The sequence below is a fragment of the Opitutus sp. sgz309028 genome, assembly GCF_059821195.1.
The window spans coordinates 1-20,065 of the sequence record NZ_JCAMRR010000007.1 but is presented as its reverse complement, the minus strand read 5'-3'; the positions used below and the strand labels follow the sequence as shown (position 1 = coordinate 20,065).

The 20,065-nt window shown below is 59.7% G+C and carries 20 protein-coding genes; 6 read left to right on the top strand and 14 right to left on the bottom strand.

What is annotated here, in order from left to right; genetic code table 11:
• Window positions 1-114: 114 nt before the first annotated feature.
• From AC6RV7_RS20245 to AC6RV7_RS20220, 6 genes are all read left to right on the top strand, one after another.
• Window positions 115-795: a hypothetical protein gene (locus AC6RV7_RS20245; RefSeq protein ID WP_500096023.1), complete on the top strand. Its 681-nt coding sequence runs from the start codon at window positions 115-117 to the stop codon at window positions 793-795.
• Between the two features lie 26 nt (window positions 796-821).
• Window positions 822-1,700, top strand: a complete 879-nt coding sequence (locus AC6RV7_RS20240) for a hypothetical protein (RefSeq protein ID WP_500096022.1) — start codon at window positions 822-824, stop codon at window positions 1,698-1,700.
• Entirely contained in the window at window positions 1,697-2,848 is a 1,152-nt protein-coding gene (locus AC6RV7_RS20235) for a TrbI/VirB10 family protein (RefSeq protein ID WP_500096021.1), read from the top strand. The genes AC6RV7_RS20240 and AC6RV7_RS20235 overlap by 4 nt, the downstream gene beginning before the upstream one ends.
• Before the next feature lie 113 nt (window positions 2,849-2,961).
• Window positions 2,962-3,426 carry a hypothetical protein gene (locus AC6RV7_RS20230; RefSeq protein ID WP_500096020.1) on the top strand — a complete coding sequence of 155 codons (465 nt, stop codon included), beginning with the start codon at window positions 2,962-2,964 and terminating at the stop codon, window positions 3,424-3,426.
• Window positions 3,427-3,433: 7 nt separating this feature from the next.
• Complete coding sequence (locus AC6RV7_RS20225) at window positions 3,434-4,357, top strand: AAA family ATPase (protein WP_500096019.1); 924 nt, start codon at window positions 3,434-3,436, stop codon at window positions 4,355-4,357.
• Between the two features lie 8 nt (window positions 4,358-4,365).
• Window positions 4,366-5,178, top strand: a complete 813-nt coding sequence (locus AC6RV7_RS20220) for a LuxR C-terminal-related transcriptional regulator (RefSeq protein ID WP_500096018.1) — start codon at window positions 4,366-4,368, stop codon at window positions 5,176-5,178.
• 56 nt (window positions 5,179-5,234) lie between these two features.
• Here AC6RV7_RS20220 and AC6RV7_RS20215 read toward each other — a convergent pair whose 3' ends face one another.
• From AC6RV7_RS20215 to AC6RV7_RS20150, 14 genes are all read right to left on the bottom strand, one after another.
• Complete coding sequence (locus tag AC6RV7_RS20215; protein WP_500096017.1) at window positions 5,235-5,528, bottom strand: hypothetical protein; 294 nt, start codon at window positions 5,526-5,528, stop codon at window positions 5,235-5,237.
• Between the two features lie 511 nt (window positions 5,529-6,039).
• On the bottom strand, window positions 6,040-6,693 hold the full coding sequence (locus tag AC6RV7_RS20210; RefSeq protein WP_500096016.1) for a DUF7673 family protein: 654 nt from the start codon (window positions 6,691-6,693) through the stop codon (window positions 6,040-6,042).
• A gap of 48 nt (window positions 6,694-6,741) precedes the next feature.
• Complete coding sequence (locus tag AC6RV7_RS20205) at window positions 6,742-6,954, bottom strand: hypothetical protein (RefSeq protein WP_500096015.1); 213 nt, start codon at window positions 6,952-6,954, stop codon at window positions 6,742-6,744.
• Window positions 6,955-7,135: 181 nt separating this feature from the next.
• Window positions 7,136-7,981, bottom strand: a complete 846-nt coding sequence (locus AC6RV7_RS20200; RefSeq protein WP_500096014.1) for a DUF932 domain-containing protein — start codon at window positions 7,979-7,981, stop codon at window positions 7,136-7,138.
• Window positions 7,982-8,391: 410 nt separating this feature from the next.
• The gene (locus AC6RV7_RS20195) at window positions 8,392-8,847 is read right to left on the bottom strand and encodes a JAB domain-containing protein (RefSeq protein WP_500096013.1); all 456 of its coding nucleotides are present in this window, start codon (window positions 8,845-8,847) and stop codon (window positions 8,392-8,394) included.
• A 448-nt stretch (window positions 8,848-9,295) separates the two neighbouring features.
• Window positions 9,296-10,171: a plasmid partitioning protein RepB C-terminal domain-containing protein gene (locus tag AC6RV7_RS20190; protein ID WP_500096012.1), complete on the bottom strand. Its 876-nt coding sequence runs from the start codon at window positions 10,169-10,171 to the stop codon at window positions 9,296-9,298.
• On the bottom strand, window positions 10,168-11,046 hold the full coding sequence (locus AC6RV7_RS20185; protein WP_500096011.1) for a plasmid partitioning protein RepB C-terminal domain-containing protein: 879 nt from the start codon (window positions 11,044-11,046) through the stop codon (window positions 10,168-10,170). Before AC6RV7_RS20185 ends, AC6RV7_RS20190 begins: the two co-directional genes overlap by 4 nt.
• Complete coding sequence (locus tag AC6RV7_RS20180; RefSeq protein ID WP_500096010.1) at window positions 11,043-12,608, bottom strand: recombinase family protein; 1,566 nt, start codon at window positions 12,606-12,608, stop codon at window positions 11,043-11,045. The genes AC6RV7_RS20185 and AC6RV7_RS20180 overlap by 4 nt, the downstream gene beginning before the upstream one ends.
• A gap of 1,054 nt (window positions 12,609-13,662) precedes the next feature.
• Window positions 13,663-14,451: an antitoxin Xre/MbcA/ParS toxin-binding domain-containing protein gene (locus AC6RV7_RS20175; RefSeq protein WP_500096009.1), complete on the bottom strand. Its 789-nt coding sequence runs from the start codon at window positions 14,449-14,451 to the stop codon at window positions 13,663-13,665.
• A 215-nt stretch (window positions 14,452-14,666) separates the two neighbouring features.
• Window positions 14,667-15,509 (bottom strand): hypothetical protein, encoded by an 843-nt coding sequence (locus AC6RV7_RS20170; protein WP_500096008.1) that lies wholly within the window; start codon window positions 15,507-15,509, stop codon window positions 14,667-14,669.
• Window positions 15,506-16,591: a type IV toxin-antitoxin system AbiEi family antitoxin gene (locus AC6RV7_RS20165; protein WP_500096007.1), complete on the bottom strand. Its 1,086-nt coding sequence runs from the start codon at window positions 16,589-16,591 to the stop codon at window positions 15,506-15,508. The genes AC6RV7_RS20170 and AC6RV7_RS20165 overlap by 4 nt, the downstream gene beginning before the upstream one ends.
• Before the next feature lie 79 nt (window positions 16,592-16,670).
• Window positions 16,671-17,846, bottom strand: coding sequence for a tyrosine-type recombinase/integrase (locus AC6RV7_RS20160; RefSeq protein WP_500096006.1), 1,176 nt, complete (start codon window positions 17,844-17,846; stop codon window positions 16,671-16,673).
• A gap of 321 nt (window positions 17,847-18,167) precedes the next feature.
• Window positions 18,168-19,064, bottom strand: a complete 897-nt coding sequence (locus AC6RV7_RS20155) for a hypothetical protein (protein WP_500096005.1) — start codon at window positions 19,062-19,064, stop codon at window positions 18,168-18,170.
• Window positions 19,057-19,878 carry an Mks condensin complex protein MksF gene (locus AC6RV7_RS20150; protein WP_500096004.1) on the bottom strand — a complete coding sequence of 274 codons (822 nt, stop codon included), beginning with the start codon at window positions 19,876-19,878 and terminating at the stop codon, window positions 19,057-19,059. The genes AC6RV7_RS20155 and AC6RV7_RS20150 overlap by 8 nt, the downstream gene beginning before the upstream one ends.
• Window positions 19,879-20,065: the final 187 nt, after the last annotated feature.

Genomic DNA, 20,065 nt, shown 5'->3' with positions numbered 1-20,065 from the left:
TGAGCTTCCACCCCTGCTCCCCCGGGGTCCTGGAGGAATCCCCGCTCTGCCCGATTCAGCAGAGCGTCCTTGCATCAACGTCACGCCGTCCAAGGCGGAGAAAACTCGGAGGAAATGGCTATGGTAGCTGAAGCCGGAAATCCCGCGGCCGTGGCCCCCGCGCCGCGGCTTGCCGAACGATTCGGTCAGCCGAAGTCGTCGTTACTCGCGATCTTCACGCGAAAGCGTCGCGAGTCGCTGATCTGGTTCCTCATCGCAGTGAGTGCGTGGGTTTGGTCCGTGTGGGATCGCAATCAGCTCGTTGAGCGACTCACCCGTAAGCGAGAGGTGGTCGTGCTCGATAGCCTCGGCACCTACTATGTCTCGCCGGTCGTGGACATCGTGCATGCGAAGGACCTACACGCGCTACAAACGAAGCTCGCGTGCAAGGCGCTCTTCGAGCGCAACCCGGAGGGCCTCGACCATCCCGAGCTGTTCAAGCAGCTCTTCCTCCGCGACGCCGCAGAGAAAGCGATGGCGGTCATCAACCAGACCAAGGCCGAGTATCAGGCGAAGGCGCTGCACACGAAGGTAGAGATGGGGACACCGGAGGTGCTCTCGTCGCGCGAGAACGCATTCTACACATCAGCCGACGTTCAAGTTATCCGCGTCGGTTCCTACAAGAACGCGCCGCTCACCGAAGTGCTGCGCTACCGCGTGAAGTTCAAGTTCCTCGTCAACCCGGACCTCACTCGTAACGGACGTTTCCCGACAGCCGTGGCGGCGTTTCAGGTCGAGCCAATTGAGAAAGCGTAAGGTGATGTATGCGACGGCTGGCGGCAATGTTGTTGTGTCCACTGTCCGCGGCGTTCGGACAGGCAATCTCGGAGTATTCACTGAATCCCTACACCTCGGTCGATTTGCCGGTCTCGCGTGAGGTCACCACGATCACGCTGCCGGCGCCGATCACCGCCGTGGTCGCCGCCGACATGCTGATCGACAACGGCCGCTCTGGCGGAACCGAGGTCGAGGAAGGCGCGCCGCTTCGCTTTCATGTGACGCATGCGCCGGGCTCGAATTTCGTTCTCGTGCGGAGTTTGCAGCCGAATGCGCAGGGTCGGCTCACGATCATTTTCGAGGGCGCAGCCTATGTGTTTCAGCTCCGGTCCGTGCCGAGTGATTCGGTGGCGAGCGCGATCCTGAAACGACCCGCGAACAACGCCGCGGTGAAGCTCACGCAAATTCCCGAGCCGGTGAAATTCACGCCGCGGATCGGCTTGAGCTTGCTCGACCGGGCGCGAGCTTACCCGGTGCTTGCACAATCGCTGCCGAAGGCGGTTGAGGGCGTCACGCGTCGCGAGCAACGCCGGAAGATCGATCTTCCCGATCTGGAAATCGAGCTTCAGGAGGTGTGCCGGTTCTCCAAGGAAGATGCCGTCGTGTTCCTGCTCTCGCTGCGTAACAAGACGGACGCAACGCTCGAGATCGCGCCGAGCACGTTCGCTGCACGCGTCGGCGATGAGAAGTTTCATCAGGCGATCGCGAATGGGCCGCGGTCGCTCGGGCCGGGTGAAACCGCGGAAGCGGAATTCGCGATCGTCGGGTTGCCAGACGGCACGCGCAACGATCTCAGCGCGGATAATGCATTCACCATTCTCGTGAACAGTTCCCGCCGAGCCATCGCATCGACCGTAACCGAAAAGGAGGCGCCAAAGTCATGAACCCGCGGAAAGTCTGGGAGTTTCTCACGAGCAAGTTCGGTCTCTTTCTCGTGTTCCTCGCCGTGCTGTTCACTGGCCTCTGGATTTACGGCTCGCGCCAAAGCGAGGCGAAGCGCGTGGCAAAACTTTCCGCTCAGACGAGCAAGGAGGTGAAGCTCGGCCAAGTCCGAGTTCCACTCGAAAAAGGTTTGGAGAACGGACTGCCGCAGCAGGTTGCGGCATCCTCTGCAACCAGCGGGGAAAGCGGAGCGAAGGACGGACAGCTCGTGCCATTCCGCCCGCCAACGCAGCCGGTCAGTGCGGCGGCACCTGTAGCACCGACTCAACCGCCTCCAGAGAAGAAGCCGGCCGAGAAACCCCGAAAAATCCGGCACGCCTCGCTTCTCGCCGCCTACACTCCGGTAGCTCAGCCGCCGGCACGGCCACCGGCGACACGGGAACGCTTCATGCCGTTTGGCACGCTCCTCAAGTGCAAGCTCGTGAATACGGTCGACAGCGCGAACATTGAAACGCCGATCATCGCAATCCTTCTCGAAGATGTGTGGCAGAACGGCGAGCGCGTGATCCCGGCCAACACGCTCGTGCACGGCACGGCGCGCGCCGGTCGCATCCGCGATCGGATCAACGCGTCGGGAACGTGGCGCTTCATCTGGCAGGACGGGCGAGAGCTGGCCTTCAACGGCGTCGCGCTTGACCGGGAATATGATCAGGAAATCGAAGGCTACGGTATCACCGACGGCTCGGCCGGTATGAAAGGGCGGTTGATGATGACCGACGACTACCAGGAATTGAAGATGCTCGCGTCGGCAGCGCTCAGCGGGTTCGCGCGTGGCACTCAGGACCGGACCCAGACCGCGCTCGGCACGACGATCACCGGCTCCGTCTCCAACGGCGTGCGCGAAGGCGTCGCCGAGGTCTTCGATGTATATGCGCAGCGGACGCTGCGCGACATCGAGCAGAACGGTTACTACGTGCGCGTGCCGGCGGGAAAAGAATTCTACGTTTACGTTCTGGAGAGTGTGAATCCCGAGAAGGCGAAGATCGCTGGCACCTCGAGCGAGTCCGGCCCGGGAGTTCACCAACCTGTAACACAACCCTCCGAAACTTCTGCCCCAGCCGCGGTCAAAGACGCGGAATCGAAAGGATAGTCATGCGCGCTGTGATTGTTCTTCTTGTCCTCGGGCTGACTGGATGCGCGACGACGACGCTGTCCACCAAGTCGCGTTCTACTCCGGTCTCGTCCGCTCGCCCGCCCGCGAATATGGAACGCGCGACCGCCGCTCACGTGACGCGTTACGAGCTAGGCGCGTATCGCTATCCCGCCGCCAACGGTGATCAAAACGAAGTCGCGGTGCTGCGCACCACGCGTGTTCCGCCACACTTGGCTGCACAGCCGAACGTCGAGAATATTTCGGCCACTTACGATCCATTGCCTGTGAGCGTAGAACTATCCGCGGAGCTTTCGGCGCAGCGCGACATTACGGAGCAGTTGCGCGCGATGAAGTCCGCGATCCTCGCGGCGGAGAAAAAAGCGCAGGATCAATATGGAACGCTCGTGTCGCACACGGAGGAAGTCGTGAAGCTGCGCCAGCAACTCGAAGCGGAACGCGCGAGAGTGCGAGAGTTGGAAGCTCAACTTCAGGAGCGATTGCAGGCGCAGCCAGCGCCCGTCGTGGCATCAACTCCGAGTCCGGCCCCAACTCCAGCCGAAGGCGTCAAATGGTAGGTGTCCCATGCTGTCGGCGGAGGAACGTGAAAAGCTCCGGGCACTGCCCGGGAGACTGAAAGAGCGGATTGTCGGGCAAGATGCCGCGGTCGATCTCGTCGCCGCACGACTCCAACACGGCGAACTTGGGCTCACGACACCGGGGCGGCCAAAGGCCAGCTTCTTGTTCCTCGGTCCGACCGGAGTAGGGAAAACCGAACTCACGCAGCAATTCACGAACGATCTCTGCGGGCCGAACAAACTCGTGCGGCTCGATATGTCGGAATATCAGACACGCGAAAGCCTCGCGCTACTGCTCGGTGTCTCGCGTGACGAGCCCGGCCGCGTCGCGGAAGGGTACGACGCGTGCGGCGGCTCGGGCACGCTGCTCTTCGACGAAATCGAAAAGGCGCATGCGCGCGTGCTCGATGTGTTGTTGCAGTTGTTGGACGCCGCGCGCCTCACGACCGGCGCCAACCGCGTGCTCGATTTCTCGAGTTGGTATTGCGTGCTCACGAGCAATATCGGCGCGCCGCGAATCATGACCATGCGGAAGTCGAAATATGAAACGATGGAGCGGCTGGTGCGGCAGGACGCCCAGCGCGAGCTTCGCCCGGAGATTTTCGCGCGTGTGACTGCCATAGCGGTCTTCGACAAGCTGAGCTACGACACGCAGTGCCGGATCGCCGCCGCAATGGTGCGAAAAGAAGTGGAGTCGAAAGCCGCCCTCGGCTTCGCGTTGTCCACCGATCCCAGCGTCGTTGATGTCGTAATCAAACGCGGCTATGACGACCGGCTCGGCGCGCGACCGATGCGCGATGCCGCCGAACTCCTCGTGCGGAACGCGATCACCGAGGACGTGCTCGCAGGTGGTTCAGGTTGTGGGCGCCTGACCGCTCATCCGAGCGGAACGAAACTGGAACTCCAGCGAACGGCCCGGGCTGCGGCATGATTGACTTTATGGATACGCTCTCGCCAACTCTTCCATTGCGCGTGGTGGTCCTGAAGTGGGACCGCCTCTACGGCGACCTCATCTGTCGTCAGATTGTAGCTTTTTGGCCGAAAGCCGAGGTCAAGGTATTCCAACGCGGTTTCGATGCGCTGACGTCGATCCAAGAGTCGATGCCGGACCTGTTCATTACCGGCGTGAAGATCGAGGACATGGACGGCCTCGAACACTTGGAGCCGTTTGTCGACAAGCGACTCCCAATTCTGATCGTCACGTCGCGCGCCGATGCGCGCACCTTCCGCATGCTCAAGGCGCTGCGATACGACGGCATCTACGACGGTCTCGCGGAAGGCTTGGACAATCTTCCGGTCGCACTCTCTCGGGCCATCGAACACCAGACCTATATCAGTCCGTCAGTGATGCAGCACTTGCGACACCCGCGTGCCGTCACGCTCGATGAACTTACCGAAACCGAGCAAGTGGTGCTTTCCGTCATTGGCGACGGTTGCGATGACCAAGTCGCGTCCGAGCGACTTGGTATGTCGCGCCAGACGATGAAAACCCATCGGAAAGTCATCATGCGGAAGCTCCGGTTGCACCATAAAGGTCAGCTGATGCTCTATGCGCTTCAGCAGGGCTACGTGGTGGTAACACCGGGCGGTATCTTTCGACCGGGATTCGAGCGCCGCATTCAAGGCCCTGCCGCCCGAGCGAAACCGGTGAACTCGAAGGTAAAACCGGCAGTGCTCAAGGTCGTCGCGTCCGCGGCCATGGCGACGTGCTTCCTCCCGGCCATACTAACCACGGTCCTGTGCGCAGCATGAAGGATGGCCGTCGCCCCGACTCCGGCGAGCCGGCCCGGAGGCCGGCCCGCGGCGGTTTAGGCCGGCTGCGCTTCGGCTTTCTGGCCCGCGAGTTGTTCGAAGATGAACGAGTGGGCGTCATTCGCGAGCTTCGCGACCAGCGGGAGGTCGTCCCGACCGAAGCTGTCCGCATCGTGGAGTTTCTTGTCCTGCCCCATGTAGGTGCGGGCGAAGGTGACGTTGTAGAACTTGCGGTTGTCGGCTTCGTTTTCCCAGACCGCGGCTTTGATGCGGCCGAGGCGGAAGGTTTTCACCGGGAGCGTGGAGGCGTGCTTGGTTTGCGGAGCGGCGGGAGCGGTTTTCGTGGGCATATAGTTCCTTTTTGTTTTTGAGGAGCGGGATTGCTCTCTCGCCCCGAGGCGGAGGGGCCGGTTGGAACGAGGCGCCGGTGCGGTGGATTCCTTCCAAGGGGGACCGCAACGGCGTCGGCCGCTCGCGGCGTTCCATCCGGAGGGACCGCCAGAGAGAGCAAAAACGCTCCGGAAAAAGGGAACGTTCCGCTGGAGCGGAATTGCCGAAAAACTGCTCCGTGATTCCGCACGATCACGCCTCCTCACCGGTGCGAAATGATCGCCGCACTTTCGCGGGTCTGGGAAACGAAGCTGAGAGAGTCACCTATCGCAGAGCACGGAGAAGGACGGATACGATGCGGTGTTGTGAGATGCTGGGCGGGAAGCTCGCGAATGATGCCAGTATCAGGTGTACGGGCCAGAAAGCCGTCCATGGCTTGGTGACCGAATGCACGAGCGATGACTCATCAGCGACAAGAAAAGCGCCGCTGCTGCCAGCAACGGCGCTCCTGCTCGTGCGCGTCGGACGCGTTCACGCCGCCAGCTCAAAGTGCTCCCGCACGCGATCCTCATCCGTGAAATCGAAGCGCTGCGCGACGTAGTCAGTGATGATTGCGACGATCAGATCGGAGCGCATCCTATCCAAGCCGCGCAGCGCAAACTGGAGGTCGCAAGGCATGCCGGCGAAGAGGCTGAGCAGAACCATTGCGACGCCCTTTTCGTTTAACGTGCGCGGCGTGTTCAGGGGACCGGGCTTCGCGAAGGCGAGCGCTTCTTCGAGCCGCTCCCGCGGGTCGCGCGCCGTGCCAAGAAACCAGCGCGCCTCGTGGTCGCCGGCCATTTCGAATGCCGACTTCAAATAGTCGTAATCGAACTCGCCATGCCCGAACGCGAGTAACACCGCGCAAAGGTCTCGGCGCAGCGGCCAATCCAGCGCCATGAGGTCGGAGACATCGGCCAGCGCGGAACCGCCGCTGTAGAGCGAGAGGAGAATGGAGCGCACGCGGAGCGCCTGGCCGTTGTCGTGTCCGGCAACGGCTGACGCGATTCGCGCAAGCGCCGGCTTGGCGGTTTCAACGGCTGCATCGCTTTCGCGCGCCGCGGTGCGGACTGCCGCAACGAATTCGCTCAGCGCCGCGGCGCGCGTGGTGGTTTCGTCGATGGACTCGGAAGAGGTGGCATTCATGGGAATGATGGGTTCCGGTTCTTATGAACGGTGATCGTTGAGCTGGCGTCATTGGGTCAGTGCCTTGAGGCGCGCGTTGAGCACCTTGATGTCGATTTCTGCGCCCACGACGGTGGCGCGCGCCTTCGCGAGACGAACCTCAGCGCGCATGAGATCGTGCTTCAGTCGCGAGAGTTCATCCTGATTGGAAGCGGACCGTGAGGCCCGCGTGGTGCCGGTCAGTCGTTCGGCCGGCGACGTTTCGAGTGTTCCGTTATTCATATTTATGGGCCGGACGTGCCGGCTCTGATGCTTGAGAAACGCGCGGCCAGCTTGCCTGGCCGCGCCGATTTCAAGCGAAGGCCTGTGTGGTGAAATGGCAGCGGCGCGCGTCTACCGAAAACGGGGGAGCACGCCTACCACGAAAAGGGGAGCGGCCATCGAGCCGCTCCCCATGCGCTGCTCAGTTGCTCGCGAATTCCGCCGCGAGAGACCAGAGAGCTTTGTTGATCGCCCGAGCTTCATGCAGCGACGCAACCGGACGTGTCGTGTTACGGCGGATACCGAAACTTGGCTCAGCACTGCGGTAGCGGTCGCCACCGCGAACCAAATGCTCCTGCACGACGTTCATGACCGTCCAAAGATCATCGTGATGATCGCCGTAGCGCAGGGGTTCGAGAAGCTTGGCGGGCGTCAGCCACCTCATCACGGGTTGGTCAGCGTTCCAGCGCAGGGCGGCGGCGCGCTTGGCGAACTCGAAACGAGTCGCGGGTGTGAGCTGAACCGTCTGCCATTGCGCCACCAGCTCCAGCACGCGCGGCGTGAATTCCACCACGTTCCGGGCGGCACTCGCGAATTTCTCCGGCGTACCGTCAAAGTGCCGAATCGCGACTTGTGCGAATTGCGCGTCGGCGACGACGAGCCCGTTGCGGCAAACGAGGCGATAGAGGCCAGCGTCGATGCGGTAAGCGCGCGTGCCGTCGTGCGCATTTTGCAGCACTAACTCGGGCCGTGTGTCGCCGACACTCGGCGTGGAGGTTTCGAGATCGTGACTCCGAGCGAAGCGGATTTCGTGCAGTTGAAACCCACGCCGCGCGTCGAGGCGCACGCGCTGTTCGCTGGCTTTCACCGGTTCCCAGCCTTCGGCGCGGAGCAGTTCAACGACCTGAAACGTGGAAACGAACGTGTAGCGCGCGGACACGCCGGGCCGGGCATGTTCGGCAAAGATGGAAGGAGCAACGCGGCGGAGGTCTTCCAACGAAAGCGCCCGGTAGGCGCCGGCGAACGAGCTTTGAGCAGAGCTAATCATGACTTTTCTCGGTTGATCAGCGCTCTAACGAGAGCGCTGGGTTGCAGCGATCCGCGCTGCGCGGCCCCTCCGTGGGCCACACCGTTGAAACGGCCGCCCCGTCGGGATGCCGACGTTCAGCACCGTCGCGCAAGGTGGAGCGCAGTGAAGCGAGCAATACCTTGAGGCGCGGACGGGCGAAGGCGCTCGCGCCGCGCGCCCGCCAGCCGGCGCAGGTGCTATAATGAAGGCAGCCTATAGGGCGCGGCCCCCGCTGACTGCGAATGCGCGAGCGGCGCAACGAGAGCGAGCACCGTAAGCCCAGCGGCGTTTGAGCGAGTCAGATGGCTTAGGCGAAGCCTGCGCACTCTGACGGCTCCGGTTCGCTCGAACATTCTGCCAGACGAAAAAGGGGGGCAAAGCCCCTTGCGTTAGAGGAGTCCGGCGGATCTGAACGAGTAGAACCCGATTCCGCACGGGTCGCATTCCGCGCGTCCGAGGATCACGTGATCGAGCAGCATAATATCGATCGCTTGCGCAGCCTCACGGAGCTTTCGGGTAACGTGCAGGTCGGCTGAACTCGGCGCCGGATCGCCGCTGGGGTGGTTGTGAGCGCAGATGATCGCGCTCGCTCCGGCGAGAATTGCGGGGCGGAACACTTCCCGCGGATGCACCAACGTGCTCGCCACCGTTCCGCTCGTGACGGCAATCCGACCCAACGGACGGTTCTTTTGGTTGAGCAGGATCACGTAGAACACCTCCTGCATAGGGTGGACGTCGAGCACGTCCTTCATGTAGTCGTAGACGAGTTCGGCTTTTGTGAGGCAGTTTGTTCCGACTTCGAACAACGTCGGTTCATAAACGAGCTTCGCTTCAAACACGCGCATGAGAAATGCGCCTCGCCGGTTCGTTCGTGTGTGCGGGAGTGCACCTGATCGAGCTCTGCCAGCGGAGGGCGATTCCCGCCCACGCCGAAAGTCAAAGCGGAGCGGGAGCGCCGAGGCCGCGGCTTTAGCCGCAACGCAGGGGGAAGCGGACGCGCAGCGTGGTGGAGGCCGGAGGCACTACCTTGACCGGCGTATAATCGGGAATCACCGCGGCTGGCAGCACTGGAAAAAACCGAGCGCTAGCGAGCATCAACATGCCCGAGCCCCAAAATAGAACCGCTGCCGGGCGCCCTGGATGGCCGTAACATCGCGATGGTAGCAAAAGAACAAAATTCCACCAAGCCGTGAGGCCTCGTGCCCGTATTCGCCTCTCGCGGCTTTGGTCGTTGCGGCGTATGGGTGCCAGCCCGTTAAACTGTAGTCCTTCCCGGCAGCGGAAAGTTTTTCGTCAGAGGCATTCGAGCGCGACGAGCTCCTGGAACTCCTCCAAAATTTCGGGATACCGGTTGCTGAGGAACCGTTTGATTTTAGGATTTTCGAGTAACCGTTTCACGTGGCGTTGGGCGGCATTCAAGTGGAGCGAGTTCTCTCCAAATTGCTCCTGGTGGAGCCGGTAGTCCCGTTCCAGCGTCTCCATCTCTTTTTCCATGCGCACTATTTCTTCGTGCGAAACTCCGGGGACCTCCTTTTTGCTCCCTTTCACCAGTTGCTCAGCAGGTGTCCCGATAATTAAGGCATCGGCATAGGCGCGGGTATAGTTCGCGCCTGTGATCATAAGCTGCGCCATGTCGATTTGCCGAACCGCTTTCACCTTTCGAAACAAGCGAAGCGCCGTCGCCGTGATCGGTTTGTCCTTCAGCAGATCTACAACATCGGGGTGTATTCCCTCTAGCAGATTGATATTCGCCCTGATTTTGCCGACATCGATTTCCAGCGCTTTCGCGATTTGCTCCGGTGTCACTCCTTGGTCCATGGCCCGGATAACCATCGCATGCTCTTGGATCAAAGAGAGTCGGTTGACCTTGTCGTTGTAGGTAAAAGCGTCGTCGTCTTTGGAGATCAGGCAGAATGCCTCGGTGCGACCCAGTTCGTGCAGCGCCTTCAGGCGCATGTGTCCGTCGAGGAGAAAATACGCCGTCTTCGATCCACGTTGTGGATACACGATCAACGGCTCGATCACACCAACCTCGCGAATTGATGCCAGGACCGACTTGTATTTTCCGAACGCTGCGTCGGATGGCTTGACCTGCCTGATCGGATGAATGGCCGCGAGAGGCAAGTTTACCCCGGCCAGTTCAAATGCAGCTTTTATCGCCGACTTCATGCGACCTGCCGTGCGCGCTCCGCCAGAAATTTCGGCATGGTTTCTACTTTCTCTGCACGCAGCAGGTTCACGTAGTCCTCGTCCTTAACGAGCACCTTGAAAGCCGCCGATATCGACAGGAGGCGTGACTCGCACAGCTTCGCCTTCTTCACGATGAGTTTTTGCCGCTGGGTCTCATGCTTGTAGGCACGCACAAGACTGTCAGCGGTGGTTCGATGCAGGCGAGGTCCACGCGGACCATAACCTTTCCCGAAGTGCCGACGCTGATCGATAATTCGCTTAAACGCCGTGAGCGATTTTTGGGTCATCTCCTTGCGCTCGTAAGCCTCCAGCAAGAGTCGCTGCGACTCCTCATCGGATGCGCCAACTATTCCGGTGGCGATGGTGATTGGCAGCTTCCCATTCAGCACCGCTTCAAGGAGTCGATCCTCTCCTTTCCGGAGCATGTTGAGGATGTCCATCACGTAGCCCTCGCATAGACCCGTCTTGCGAGCTATGGCAGAATAGTCATGGCCTTGATCCTTCATCCATTGGATCAGGCGGACTTGATCCAGCGAGCGCACACGCCGTCTGGCGATGTTCTCGATCAAGCTGGCCAGGAGGCCGTCGGCTTTGGATAGGCCACGCACGAGCGCGGGAATTTCCCGTTGTCCCAGTGCGATGAACGCTTCCAAGCGGCCTTGGCCGCACACCAAGTCGAATGTTTCACGACCATCGGCGTCAGCCTTTCCAGGCGTGACAGTGATCGGCTTCTTTAGGCCAATCGCCGCGATATTTTCCACAATCTGCTCGAACTTCTTTTTGTCGCGAGTCCGGGGATTCACGACACGAATTCGATCGACCGGAATGATCCGAACGCAGTCGTCGTCTTTCATGCCGCATCCTCCACGCTTATGCGTTCGGCCATCTGGAAAAAGAATTCGAGGTCGTCGAAGCGGTAGGAGTCTAGTATCGCGTGGTTGTTTTCAGCGATCCTCAGTTTGGCCTCGGTCAAATCCAGGGCGGGGAACAGATAATAATCTTTGATAGCTTGATTTGTCTCATCCATGCGGACGGCGATCGTGAGGTCAGGCCGGAGGCCTTCCTCGAAACGTAGCATCCATCGAGCTGTGCCCGCTTCTGTCTTTAGGCAGCGAGAGAGCACAAGTGACACGGTCAGCTCATGTTCCAGCCGCAGAAGTTCAGTTGCGGGATCACGCTCCACGCTGATCCCCATTGCCGCGAGACGTGTGATTACCTCTTGAACAATCTCTGGGTGACGCCCGCGCAGGTAGCGATTTATCTCCAGAAAAGAGTAATCCGCGCGCGGTGTATAACCGATAAGTTGATAGGCACGGATGAGGCTCCCGAATCGATGACGAAAGGCAGCGCTAGACGGTAAATTCTCCTGCTCATCGATCAATAAACCGGAGATGCGACCGTGCCGCGACCAAAGCGCTTTCAGGGCACCGAGCATTTCTTCATCCGAATATCGTTTTGATCGCGCAAGGATCGCTTCTTGTACTCGAGCGAAGACGGTCGGCTCAACGATCGGAGGGAACGCATTATCAGCGCGAATCCACATCTCCGGCGGATTTACGACGTGTTTGCGTTTCAGTTTAAACGAGGTGCGGTGATAGACGTTGTTTCCGATATATTTTTCGTTCGTGAGAAGCTGGTGAACCGTGCCACGGGTCCACGCCCGTCCAAAATCGGTAAGAACTTTCCGTTCGTTCAACTGCTCCGCAATTTCGCGTTCCGTTTTTCCTTCCTCGAGAAACGTCCTGTAAATCCAGCGCACAATCGTGACTTCCTCTTCAGGCCCCGGAGCGAGGACGACGCGGTCGGTTTGAAGGCTTTTATGTTCGCCGATCTTGAGCTGCCCCTTCGGCGTTCCTGTCTGGTCAACGAGCACTCGTCGCAAACCAAATCCAGCTGCGCCTCCCTGTTTGAACCCCAGCTGGATCAGTCGACATGCGCCTTGAAAAACTTTTGTGGAGAGTTCTCGGCTATATTCCCCGGCCATCGAGCGCTTAACGCTCTTGATAATGTTCGAGGTGGGTGATCCGTCATTTTCAAATTGCTCGGCACAGTAATGCACGGCGATGCCGGCCCGCTTGCAGATGTATTCGTAGTAGCCGCTCTCGTCGGCATCCTGAAATCGCCCCCAACGGCTCACATCGTAGGCAAGGATGCCTCGAAAGTTGGCCTTCCCTGATTCTACCTCGGCGATCATGCCGCGAAGACTTTCTCGGCCTTTGACACTCAGGCCGCTCTTACCTTCGTCGGCGAAAATCCGGACAATCTCCATTCCGCGGCGGGCAGCGTATTCCTTGATTCGGTCGAGCTGATTCTCAGTGGAATATTGCTGGTGCTCTGTCGACATGCGGACGTAGGCCGCTACCGGCACGGTCTTCTGATTGGGCGAAAACGGCGGAAGCTCGGCCTGTCCTGTCATTCCCGAGCCTCCGGCGTGCCGCAGTCACTGTGGACTGGGATCACCGTTTCTGCCCGGCGATGCGGCGGCTGTGGTAGTCTTGCTAAGGATACCATGCCCCAGCAGTATAAGGCGGCGCATTTCCGAGGCTATCGTATCTTGTAACGCACTCCCGGAGAGATGTGATACCAGTCCGATTACGAGGGAAAAGTGGGCAGCAATCATATCTTGTAACGCAAGTTCTCGAGCAACTACTGCGAGTTCACCTGTGAGTAGATAACTGCCGACGCGAGTTCGTCGCCGCCAGTAATTGGGATTCGCCTTTCTCCACTCACGTACTCGAACGAGATCGGCTAGACCGCCGAAATGGTTTTTGTTTTTTTCGAGCCATCGCTGCTGAGCTGCTGCGCGACTGGCTTTAGCACATGAGGTCCGTGAACAGTAGCGATGGTGCCGGTATACCCGGGGATCAACGCGGAAGCGCTGACCGCAATGAACGCAATTTCGATATTGGTGCTTTTGGGAGGGCATCGTCGCGATGGACCGCATCTGCCCTTTTCGTGGTAGCTGTGCTACCCCGTTTTCGGGAGAGGGCTGGCGTTGAAACGAGCCGGCGCCGCAGAACGATATCGCCGAACTCGGAAATGCCATGCAACTCACAGCCAATTCTTCATCCGTCCACGGCAACCCAGCAGATTCAAGCAAACCGGAGTGGCTCCGCTTGCCAGCACCGGGCACGCGCTGCCGCTTCACCGGCCTATCACGTAGTACCCTGAACGAGCTGACAATTCCCGGTCCCGCAAATGACTACCAGCCACCGGTGAAAAGCGTTGTGCTTCGGAAGAGAGGCGCCACGCGGGGCATTCGATTGATCAGCTACGACAGCTTGATGACTCATCTCAATGAACTCGCCGTGGTCTCTTCCGCTTGAATCGAGACCTCTACGAGGAGTGAGCGTGCCGCCCGGAGAACCCGTGTCCTCCGGGCGGGTCCAGCTTCAACTAACGCCGGGAGCTAGCTCAACCGGCAATTGCACCGGATCAGACCGCGCTGCTGTTGTCCAATTTGATTCGAGTCACGGGTGCGAGTAAACGCTGCCCAGTTCCCGCGGAGACACCCCGAGCGCATCGGCAAGTGCGGTAACTTCGGTCCATGTCGCCCAAGTATACGAGTTAGCGAGACGTGACATGTAGCTGCTTGAAGCAAACTGCTCATGGCCGCGTTCCAGCATTATCTCTGAAATCCGCTTGAGCGTAAGATCGGGCCGTGAAGCGCGGATTTTTGCCAGTGGTTCTTTGAGTCGAAAAATTCGATGATCCGGTGAGACTCCAGCCGGTGGGAGGAATGGCTTTGGTTTGAGTGTATGTGTATTCTTAGTATGAATACCGGAGGAAGTGGCTGGGGTTCTTTCTTTGGGTTTTGGTGGCGCTGCCTTTGAGGCAGAAAGAGCGGGCGCAGTCGGGACAGCACCGGTGTTGCGCGACGGCGAGATTGCCCCCGATTCTGCGAGAGCTGGCGTGGAGAAATGCGACGTCGCAGCGACCGCTGTCCGGAGTTTCGAGACGTAGCCACGCACCACGTCAGCGGCTGCATCGCTTATTGTAAGATCGATGGGACTACGCCCCCCGAAGGTGGGAGACTCCGCATATAACCAATCGAGTGCTTTTTCTTCGTCGCCGGTAAGTTCAGTCGCGAGGTTCAGGAGCTCTTCGCAACGTTGGATTCGCGCGAATGCTTCTGGAGTAACGCTTGGGCGGACTTTCAGTTTGCCGCGACGATAGGCGAATATTTGCGAGACTTCGATGCCGGTGATTTCGCGAAACAGACCATCACCCATCTCGAAGCGTTCGCGAACATCGAGCAAATGAGGCAAGGAGAGTTGGTGCGGCGACTCTGGCATGCGCGATCTGATTCAACCATCGCGGCTCCTCCGGAGGCAAGCCGAGTGCGCTAACGTTATTAAATTCCCGATACGATCTGCATAAACTGCTTGGAAGCGTCCGCGCTTCGCTAGCGCGATGTCGCGATCAGCAGCCCAGCCTTTTTGGCGAGCCGTGAACGCAGCCGCATCGATGACCTTCAGGTGATTGCCTGCTGGAGGGCGCGCCCGGCCGCAAATGCGTCTTGTTGGATTTGGAGCCGCTGCGTGGCGATGTCGCCGGTGTCGTTGGAGTTTGGCTCACCGAACACGAAATACGCGGCTTTCATAGGGCCGGGGCCATCGGCGTCTGAAAACAGCGCCAGAGCCTTCATCGCATCGGAGAAGGCGGGGTTGTTCGTTTTAGATTCTTGAGCGAAAGCCGCGAGCGCTGCGTCCGTTCCTCCGTCGTAGTGAAGAATCGTATACAGGAGATCGAAAGCGTCCTTACCTTGTTGCCGATAGAGGAAGGCTCGGAGCTTCAGTACAAGAAATGGGCCGACGTCGCAGACGCGAGCAGTGAGCTTTTGCTGCGCACCGAACAGGTCTTCGCCTTCGACCGGAATCCGGCGAGCCGTTTCCAACGCGCGCACGACACCCGGCATCACACTCGCGGGCACATCGTCCACCATGCGTGTGCCGCGAGGTTGAGCGCCGTCTTCCACGAGAAAATCGACGTAGAGAGTGAAGCCACTGACGGTTTTCTCGAAGCGCCCGGGGTATTGCTGGCTCGGTTTGAAGCCTTGCGCACGCAGATCGGACGAAAGGCTGCCGTATTGGCCGGCGGACGCACCCAACGCCACGCCGAAATCGACATCGAGCGTGGCTGGTCGCGGAAGCGCGCCGCTGCCCGAGGGGTGCCGGCAAATATAGTGCGGCACCAATCCGCCGAGGAGCACCAGGTCTTCGTGGTAGCTTCCTAACCCCGCCCAGACAGTGAGAAACGCCGGCTGCGTTTGGGCGACCGCACGGGGATCGTATTCGCCGTAGGTGTCGTATTTCATGGACGGCAGAATCCCGGCCACTCGCGCAGCGCTTGGGCTTGGTCCGGGCCGCGCAGCCCCGTCTTGAGAAGATCGAGATAAATCTGCGCGTCGGTGACGAGCGGCAGATCCTGAACGAACTGGCGCTCACGAAACACTCCCTCATCGACCGGCACGTGGAACCACACCCGGCCGGCGTCATTCACCGGTTGCAGGTTCGCCTGTTTGAGAACGTCAGCCGACGGCAACTGCGCGACGTAGAGTGAAACAACGGGCGGCTCCGTATAAGGGTGACGTAGCCACGCGGCGATCCACTGCGTGAACGCGAACGGAGGCCCCCCGTGCGTGAGTACGTTGCGCAGGTTCTTCGCTAGGCGTAAGGGATCGCCGCTCAGGGTCGCGAATCGATATGTCGTTACTCGACGCGAAAAGTCGTCGGCATGAACCCACGCGTCGAGGAGAGCCGAGTGAGACGCGACCTGAAAACGGCGCGCGTCGGTCTTCTTGAGGAGACCTTGGCGGATGAGATAGGTGACGACACGCGACACCAATCCGGATGTGGCTCCGGTGCGTTGGATCAGCTCGGCCTGCTGCCACGCGCGTTCCGAATCCGTCAAAAGCGTGCGCACGATGCGCGCGCTCTTTCCGACAAAAACGTTGCGGGGTTCCTGCTCGAACCGAAAGCGACGTCCCGGAAGGCTCGGCAACGAAACGAGCAGACCCGGCCCGCGAAGAAACAGTTGCCCGTTGAGATCAGCGACGCTGGCTCCGCGCTCGCGACATGCTTCAAGGAAAGCCGGGGTGGCGCGAGGCACGACCAACAATGGCTGGGCCTTTTCCTTCGAGTCGCGCGACGGGATGTCGGCAAGGGTAGGTGCCAAAAGAAATTTGAGATCAAAGCGGAACTGACGTCCGTCGAACTTGAGCCGTGCTTCCGATGGTTGGGTGGAGGAATCCAACGAGATCGGTTCTATCCTGTTTTCGTGCACAATCAGCTCGGCGAACTCGCGAGCGAGTTCGGACGAAGTTCTGACGGACGATTTCTTACTCGAAACCATGATTTTACTGCCCGATAAGAATGGCAATGCGAGTAAGGAACGCAAGTCTTACCGAAAAACCTATTTTTACTGACCAGTAAAAAGGGCCGTTGCAGTAAGACTCGTTGCTCGCACCCAGAGAGGTTCACGAGACCAGAGTTTGGTCAGGCAGCGGAAATAACGCCGGCAATTTTTCAATCGCTGCTCGCTTCGTCTCCTCGTCCACGTGCGTGTAGTTGAGACTGACTAACTGCGACTCATGCCCGATGATATCCCGCACCACCGATTCCGGGACCCCCGCTTTTTTGAGCCAAGACGTGGTGTTGTGTCGCAAGCTGTGGAAGGTGAGTTCGCTCACCGTGCGTCGTCCTTTCCGCCCCTTCCCGGTGCTCTTGTGCGTGCGCTTCGCCGTCAAGCCGGCCTTCACCAGTAGCGCGTGAAACTTTCCCGAAAGCCGGCGCGACTCGCCTTCGGCGTCGAGCCGTTCGCCGTGCGCGAGGGGAAAGACGGGGTCATTGGGTTCATGCGCGCCGAGCGCGACGAGATGGGCGCGTAGCGGAGCCGCCAGCGGGATTTTGACCACGCGGTTGGTCTTGTGGGTACGGAAACTCACCACGCCACCGTCGAGGTCCACCATGCGCCACGTCATCGAAGCGATGTCTCCGAGCCGCTGGCCGGTGTAGAGGCCCGCGAGCACGATGCCGCGCCACTCCCCCTCAGCGACGGCGAACAGCTGCTTCAGCTCAGCTTCGGTGAAGGGCCGCCGCTCCGGCTCGTCGTCTTCCCGGCGCTCTTTCAGCGTCTTGATGGCCGTGGCCGGATTGTCGAGGCGGAGCCCGTCGGCTACCGCCTGCCGGAATGCGGACCGCAAAATTTTGAGGTCCGTGTTGGCTGTGGACGGCGAGGTTTTTTCTGCGACCCGATCACGAAACTCCAACACGTCACGCTTGTGGACGTAAGCGATGTCCTTTTCCGCTCGATCCGCGAGGTACTCGAGGAACTTGTCGACGGCGTTTTCGTAGCGCTTGTAGGAGCCACTGGTGGTCTCGTTCTTTTTGTTCTGGAGCCAATCGGCCAGGAATTTTTTGACCGTGGCGTGGTAGAGCTGCTCGCCGCGCAGCTCCTGGTAGATGTCCGAGACGATCTTTCGGGCCTGCGCCTCGGTGAGCTTCAGCCGATAGGCAGTCTCGAATTTCTGGGCCATGCCCAGGGCCTTCGTGCGCTCGGTCGTCTGCGTGGAGCGCTGCCGCTGGACGCCGTTCCCGTCCGTGTAGCAGGCGATCCAGAACTTCGAGTTGGGCTTTTTCCGGAGCGAAGCCATGGCTGCGGGGGTGACAATGACAGTGACAATGACGCCGAGTTTTTCCGAGGACGCAGGTTTTCTAAGTCGTTTTTGACACGCACAAGTCGTTTTTGTTCAACTGGCTATGTCGAGACCGGGGTTCGAATCCCCGTGGGGACGCCAGGAATTCGCAAGCGCCTGATTACGAAGGTGTTTGTTACGTTCAGGGACGGGACTTTACACGAGACTCTACGCTACGCGTAGCTATCTTTCATCGCCGCGCGCGATGAGCCAGAATATGGGGCACGAAGATGATCTCCTAGCACTTCTGTAACAGATGAAATGTAACGTGGCGCAGAGCTAAACGGCTCCCTTTTGGGTGATGTGTCCGGCGGCGTCACGGGAAAGCAGCAAGCTCTCTTGTTCGAGACCGCTGCCGGATTCTCGGACCAAATTGAAGATCCTAGACGATTCTCGGCATGGCCAGATAGTCGTCCCAAGGGATTCAAGGAGGCTGCGATTGCGAGGGCGCCCCGTGATCAGCCCTTTGTTTCCGAAGGCAGCGAAGCGCGCTTCGACGTCAGGAGGCACATAAAGCGAGACACGGTCACCAAGTGCCGATTTCAGGCGAAGATAATCGGCGAGTCCGACCGGGTCGTAATCTGGCAGGTGTAGAAGTGTGCTAGTGAAAGACGATCGCGCCAAACATCGAATCAGCGCATCGGAAATTTTACCTGACGAGTTCATCGCAATACCCGCCGTTGGGACAATTGCTTCCGCGGCAAGAAAACAGGCGAGGTTTTCAACCAAGAGCGCGGAAGCGCCGAGCGCCAGACGCGTGTCGCTGCGGACCAGACATGCCGTCACACCAAAGTGAGATGTGAGTTTCGCGACCGGAAAATCTACGCCATCGACCAACATGCTCGCGTCGCCTATTGCGCGAACGTGAAGGACTGTTGCTCCTGCGGCAGCTCCACCCGCCTTGCTGGCGCGGCGTATCAGCACCGATCTCGCGCGATCTGACTCTCTACTTATCGTCCACTCGCCGCTCGAAACTGGATACTGCTGCCGTGCCCATTCGAGTAGAACATCCGGCCGGCGAACAACGACCACAGACCCGCGGCCTGACGCATCCTCGATTAGCGCACCACCGGCAAACAGCGGTTTCAGGTCGCGACGGGCGCGAGCGGACAATCCGCTAAGCGCCACGCGACCGTCTTGGATCAATTTTCCGACATACGGCGGGATTTCATCCATGCACAATCACGCTCTCTCCCTCCGGCTCTCGGAGGATGTCCTTACAATGGGCAGCCGTAACGACCAGCCGGCCGCGGGGGTCAGGCACCAGATGAACGAATCGTCGCGGTCCGACTGCCGCAGTAGGGGCGGCGTAGATACCGACAAATCCGAGCCGCTCTGAAAGCTGCAAAATGTTGCCGAAGTTTTGACGGTCCAACGCGTGAACTTCGTCGAGATAATAGGGGATACGCGCCTTGCCGGGGATCAGGAGGTCGCGCAGGACTAGCAGATTCAGGCTGACCTTCAGGACCACGGTCGTGCCGGTAGACTCGATTTGGTCGAAGTCGTCGTAGACGTTGCGGGTGCCATCTTTGCGGCGCACTTCGCAGCGCAGCGAGAAGAGCTCCCACAAAAGAAGACGCGGTCTGCGCTGCAATAGCTGCATGAACCGCGACATCTTGTGCTCGGCCTCTTCAGGCGTGTCGAACAGCGACGGCTGCGAAGCATCCTTCGAGTGGCGCTCATATTCTGCGACAGCTGTTTGGTTCTGCACAATCTCCAGGCGGACCTCCGCGAGACTGGAGAATTCAAGCTTTCCCAGCTCAGTTGTGAGCTTCTTCGCTTGTTTCGTAACGGCACGCAGTGATTTGAGCATCGCGCTGAACCCGCTACGCGCGTCGGTAAGCAGAGCTATCCATCGATTGTCGATGTCAGTTGCCCGCTCCTCAACGGAAGCGATCTCTGCCTCAAGCTGCGCGAGACGAGTCGCGACAGGTGCGGCATGGTCGTATCGGAAGGTTGGCGTCGGAAAATCCTTGTCCAGTGCCGTCATGGCCCCGTTGAGCAACGATGCCTTCGTGCGCGCCACCGTGCATCGTTCCCGCGTTGCCCGAATGGTATCGAGGAGCGTGTCAGAAAGTTTGTGTGTGGATCACTGAAATGAAAGGACAAGACAGTGACCACGAAAGAGAAGCAGCTGCCGTATGGCGGCTTGGATGTGAAGTTATTGGATGAGCTGA

Excerpts from the sequence above, each read along its gene's own strand:
- AC6RV7_RS20245 (WP_500096023.1), top strand. The coding sequence starts at position 115 with ATGGCTATGGTAGCTGAAGCCGGAAATCCCGCGGCCGTGGCCCCCGCG.
- AC6RV7_RS20240 (WP_500096022.1), top strand. The coding sequence starts at position 822 with ATGTTGTTGTGTCCACTGTCCGCGGCGTTCGGACAGGCAATCTCGGAG.
- AC6RV7_RS20235 (WP_500096021.1), top strand. The coding sequence starts at position 1,697 with ATGAACCCGCGGAAAGTCTGGGAGTTTCTCACGAGCAAGTTCGGTCTC.
- AC6RV7_RS20230 (WP_500096020.1), top strand. The coding sequence starts at position 2,962 with ATGGAACGCGCGACCGCCGCTCACGTGACGCGTTACGAGCTAGGCGCG.
- AC6RV7_RS20225 (WP_500096019.1), top strand. The coding sequence starts at position 3,434 with ATGCTGTCGGCGGAGGAACGTGAAAAGCTCCGGGCACTGCCCGGGAGA.
- AC6RV7_RS20220 (WP_500096018.1), top strand. The coding sequence starts at position 4,366 with ATGGATACGCTCTCGCCAACTCTTCCATTGCGCGTGGTGGTCCTGAAG.
- AC6RV7_RS20215 (WP_500096017.1), bottom strand. The coding sequence starts at position 5,528 with ATGCCCACGAAAACCGCTCCCGCCGCTCCGCAAACCAAGCACGCCTCC.
- AC6RV7_RS20210 (WP_500096016.1), bottom strand. The coding sequence starts at position 6,693 with ATGAATGCCACCTCTTCCGAGTCCATCGACGAAACCACCACGCGCGCC.
- AC6RV7_RS20205 (WP_500096015.1), bottom strand. The coding sequence starts at position 6,954 with ATGAATAACGGAACACTCGAAACGTCGCCGGCCGAACGACTGACCGGC.
- AC6RV7_RS20200 (WP_500096014.1), bottom strand. The coding sequence starts at position 7,981 with ATGATTAGCTCTGCTCAAAGCTCGTTCGCCGGCGCCTACCGGGCGCTT.
- AC6RV7_RS20195 (WP_500096013.1), bottom strand. The coding sequence starts at position 8,847 with ATGCGCGTGTTTGAAGCGAAGCTCGTTTATGAACCGACGTTGTTCGAA.
- AC6RV7_RS20190 (WP_500096012.1), bottom strand. The coding sequence starts at position 10,171 with ATGAAGTCGGCGATAAAAGCTGCATTTGAACTGGCCGGGGTAAACTTG.
- AC6RV7_RS20185 (WP_500096011.1), bottom strand. The coding sequence starts at position 11,046 with ATGAAAGACGACGACTGCGTTCGGATCATTCCGGTCGATCGAATTCGT.
- AC6RV7_RS20180 (WP_500096010.1), bottom strand. The coding sequence starts at position 12,608 with ATGACAGGACAGGCCGAGCTTCCGCCGTTTTCGCCCAATCAGAAGACC.
- AC6RV7_RS20170 (WP_500096008.1), bottom strand. The coding sequence starts at position 15,509 with ATGAAATACGACACCTACGGCGAATACGATCCCCGTGCGGTCGCCCAA.
- AC6RV7_RS20160 (WP_500096006.1), bottom strand. The coding sequence starts at position 17,846 with ATGGCTTCGCTCCGGAAAAAGCCCAACTCGAAGTTCTGGATCGCCTGC.
- AC6RV7_RS20155 (WP_500096005.1), bottom strand. The coding sequence starts at position 19,064 with ATGGATGAAATCCCGCCGTATGTCGGAAAATTGATCCAAGACGGTCGC.
- AC6RV7_RS20150 (WP_500096004.1), bottom strand. The coding sequence starts at position 19,878 with ATGACGGCACTGGACAAGGATTTTCCGACGCCAACCTTCCGATACGAC.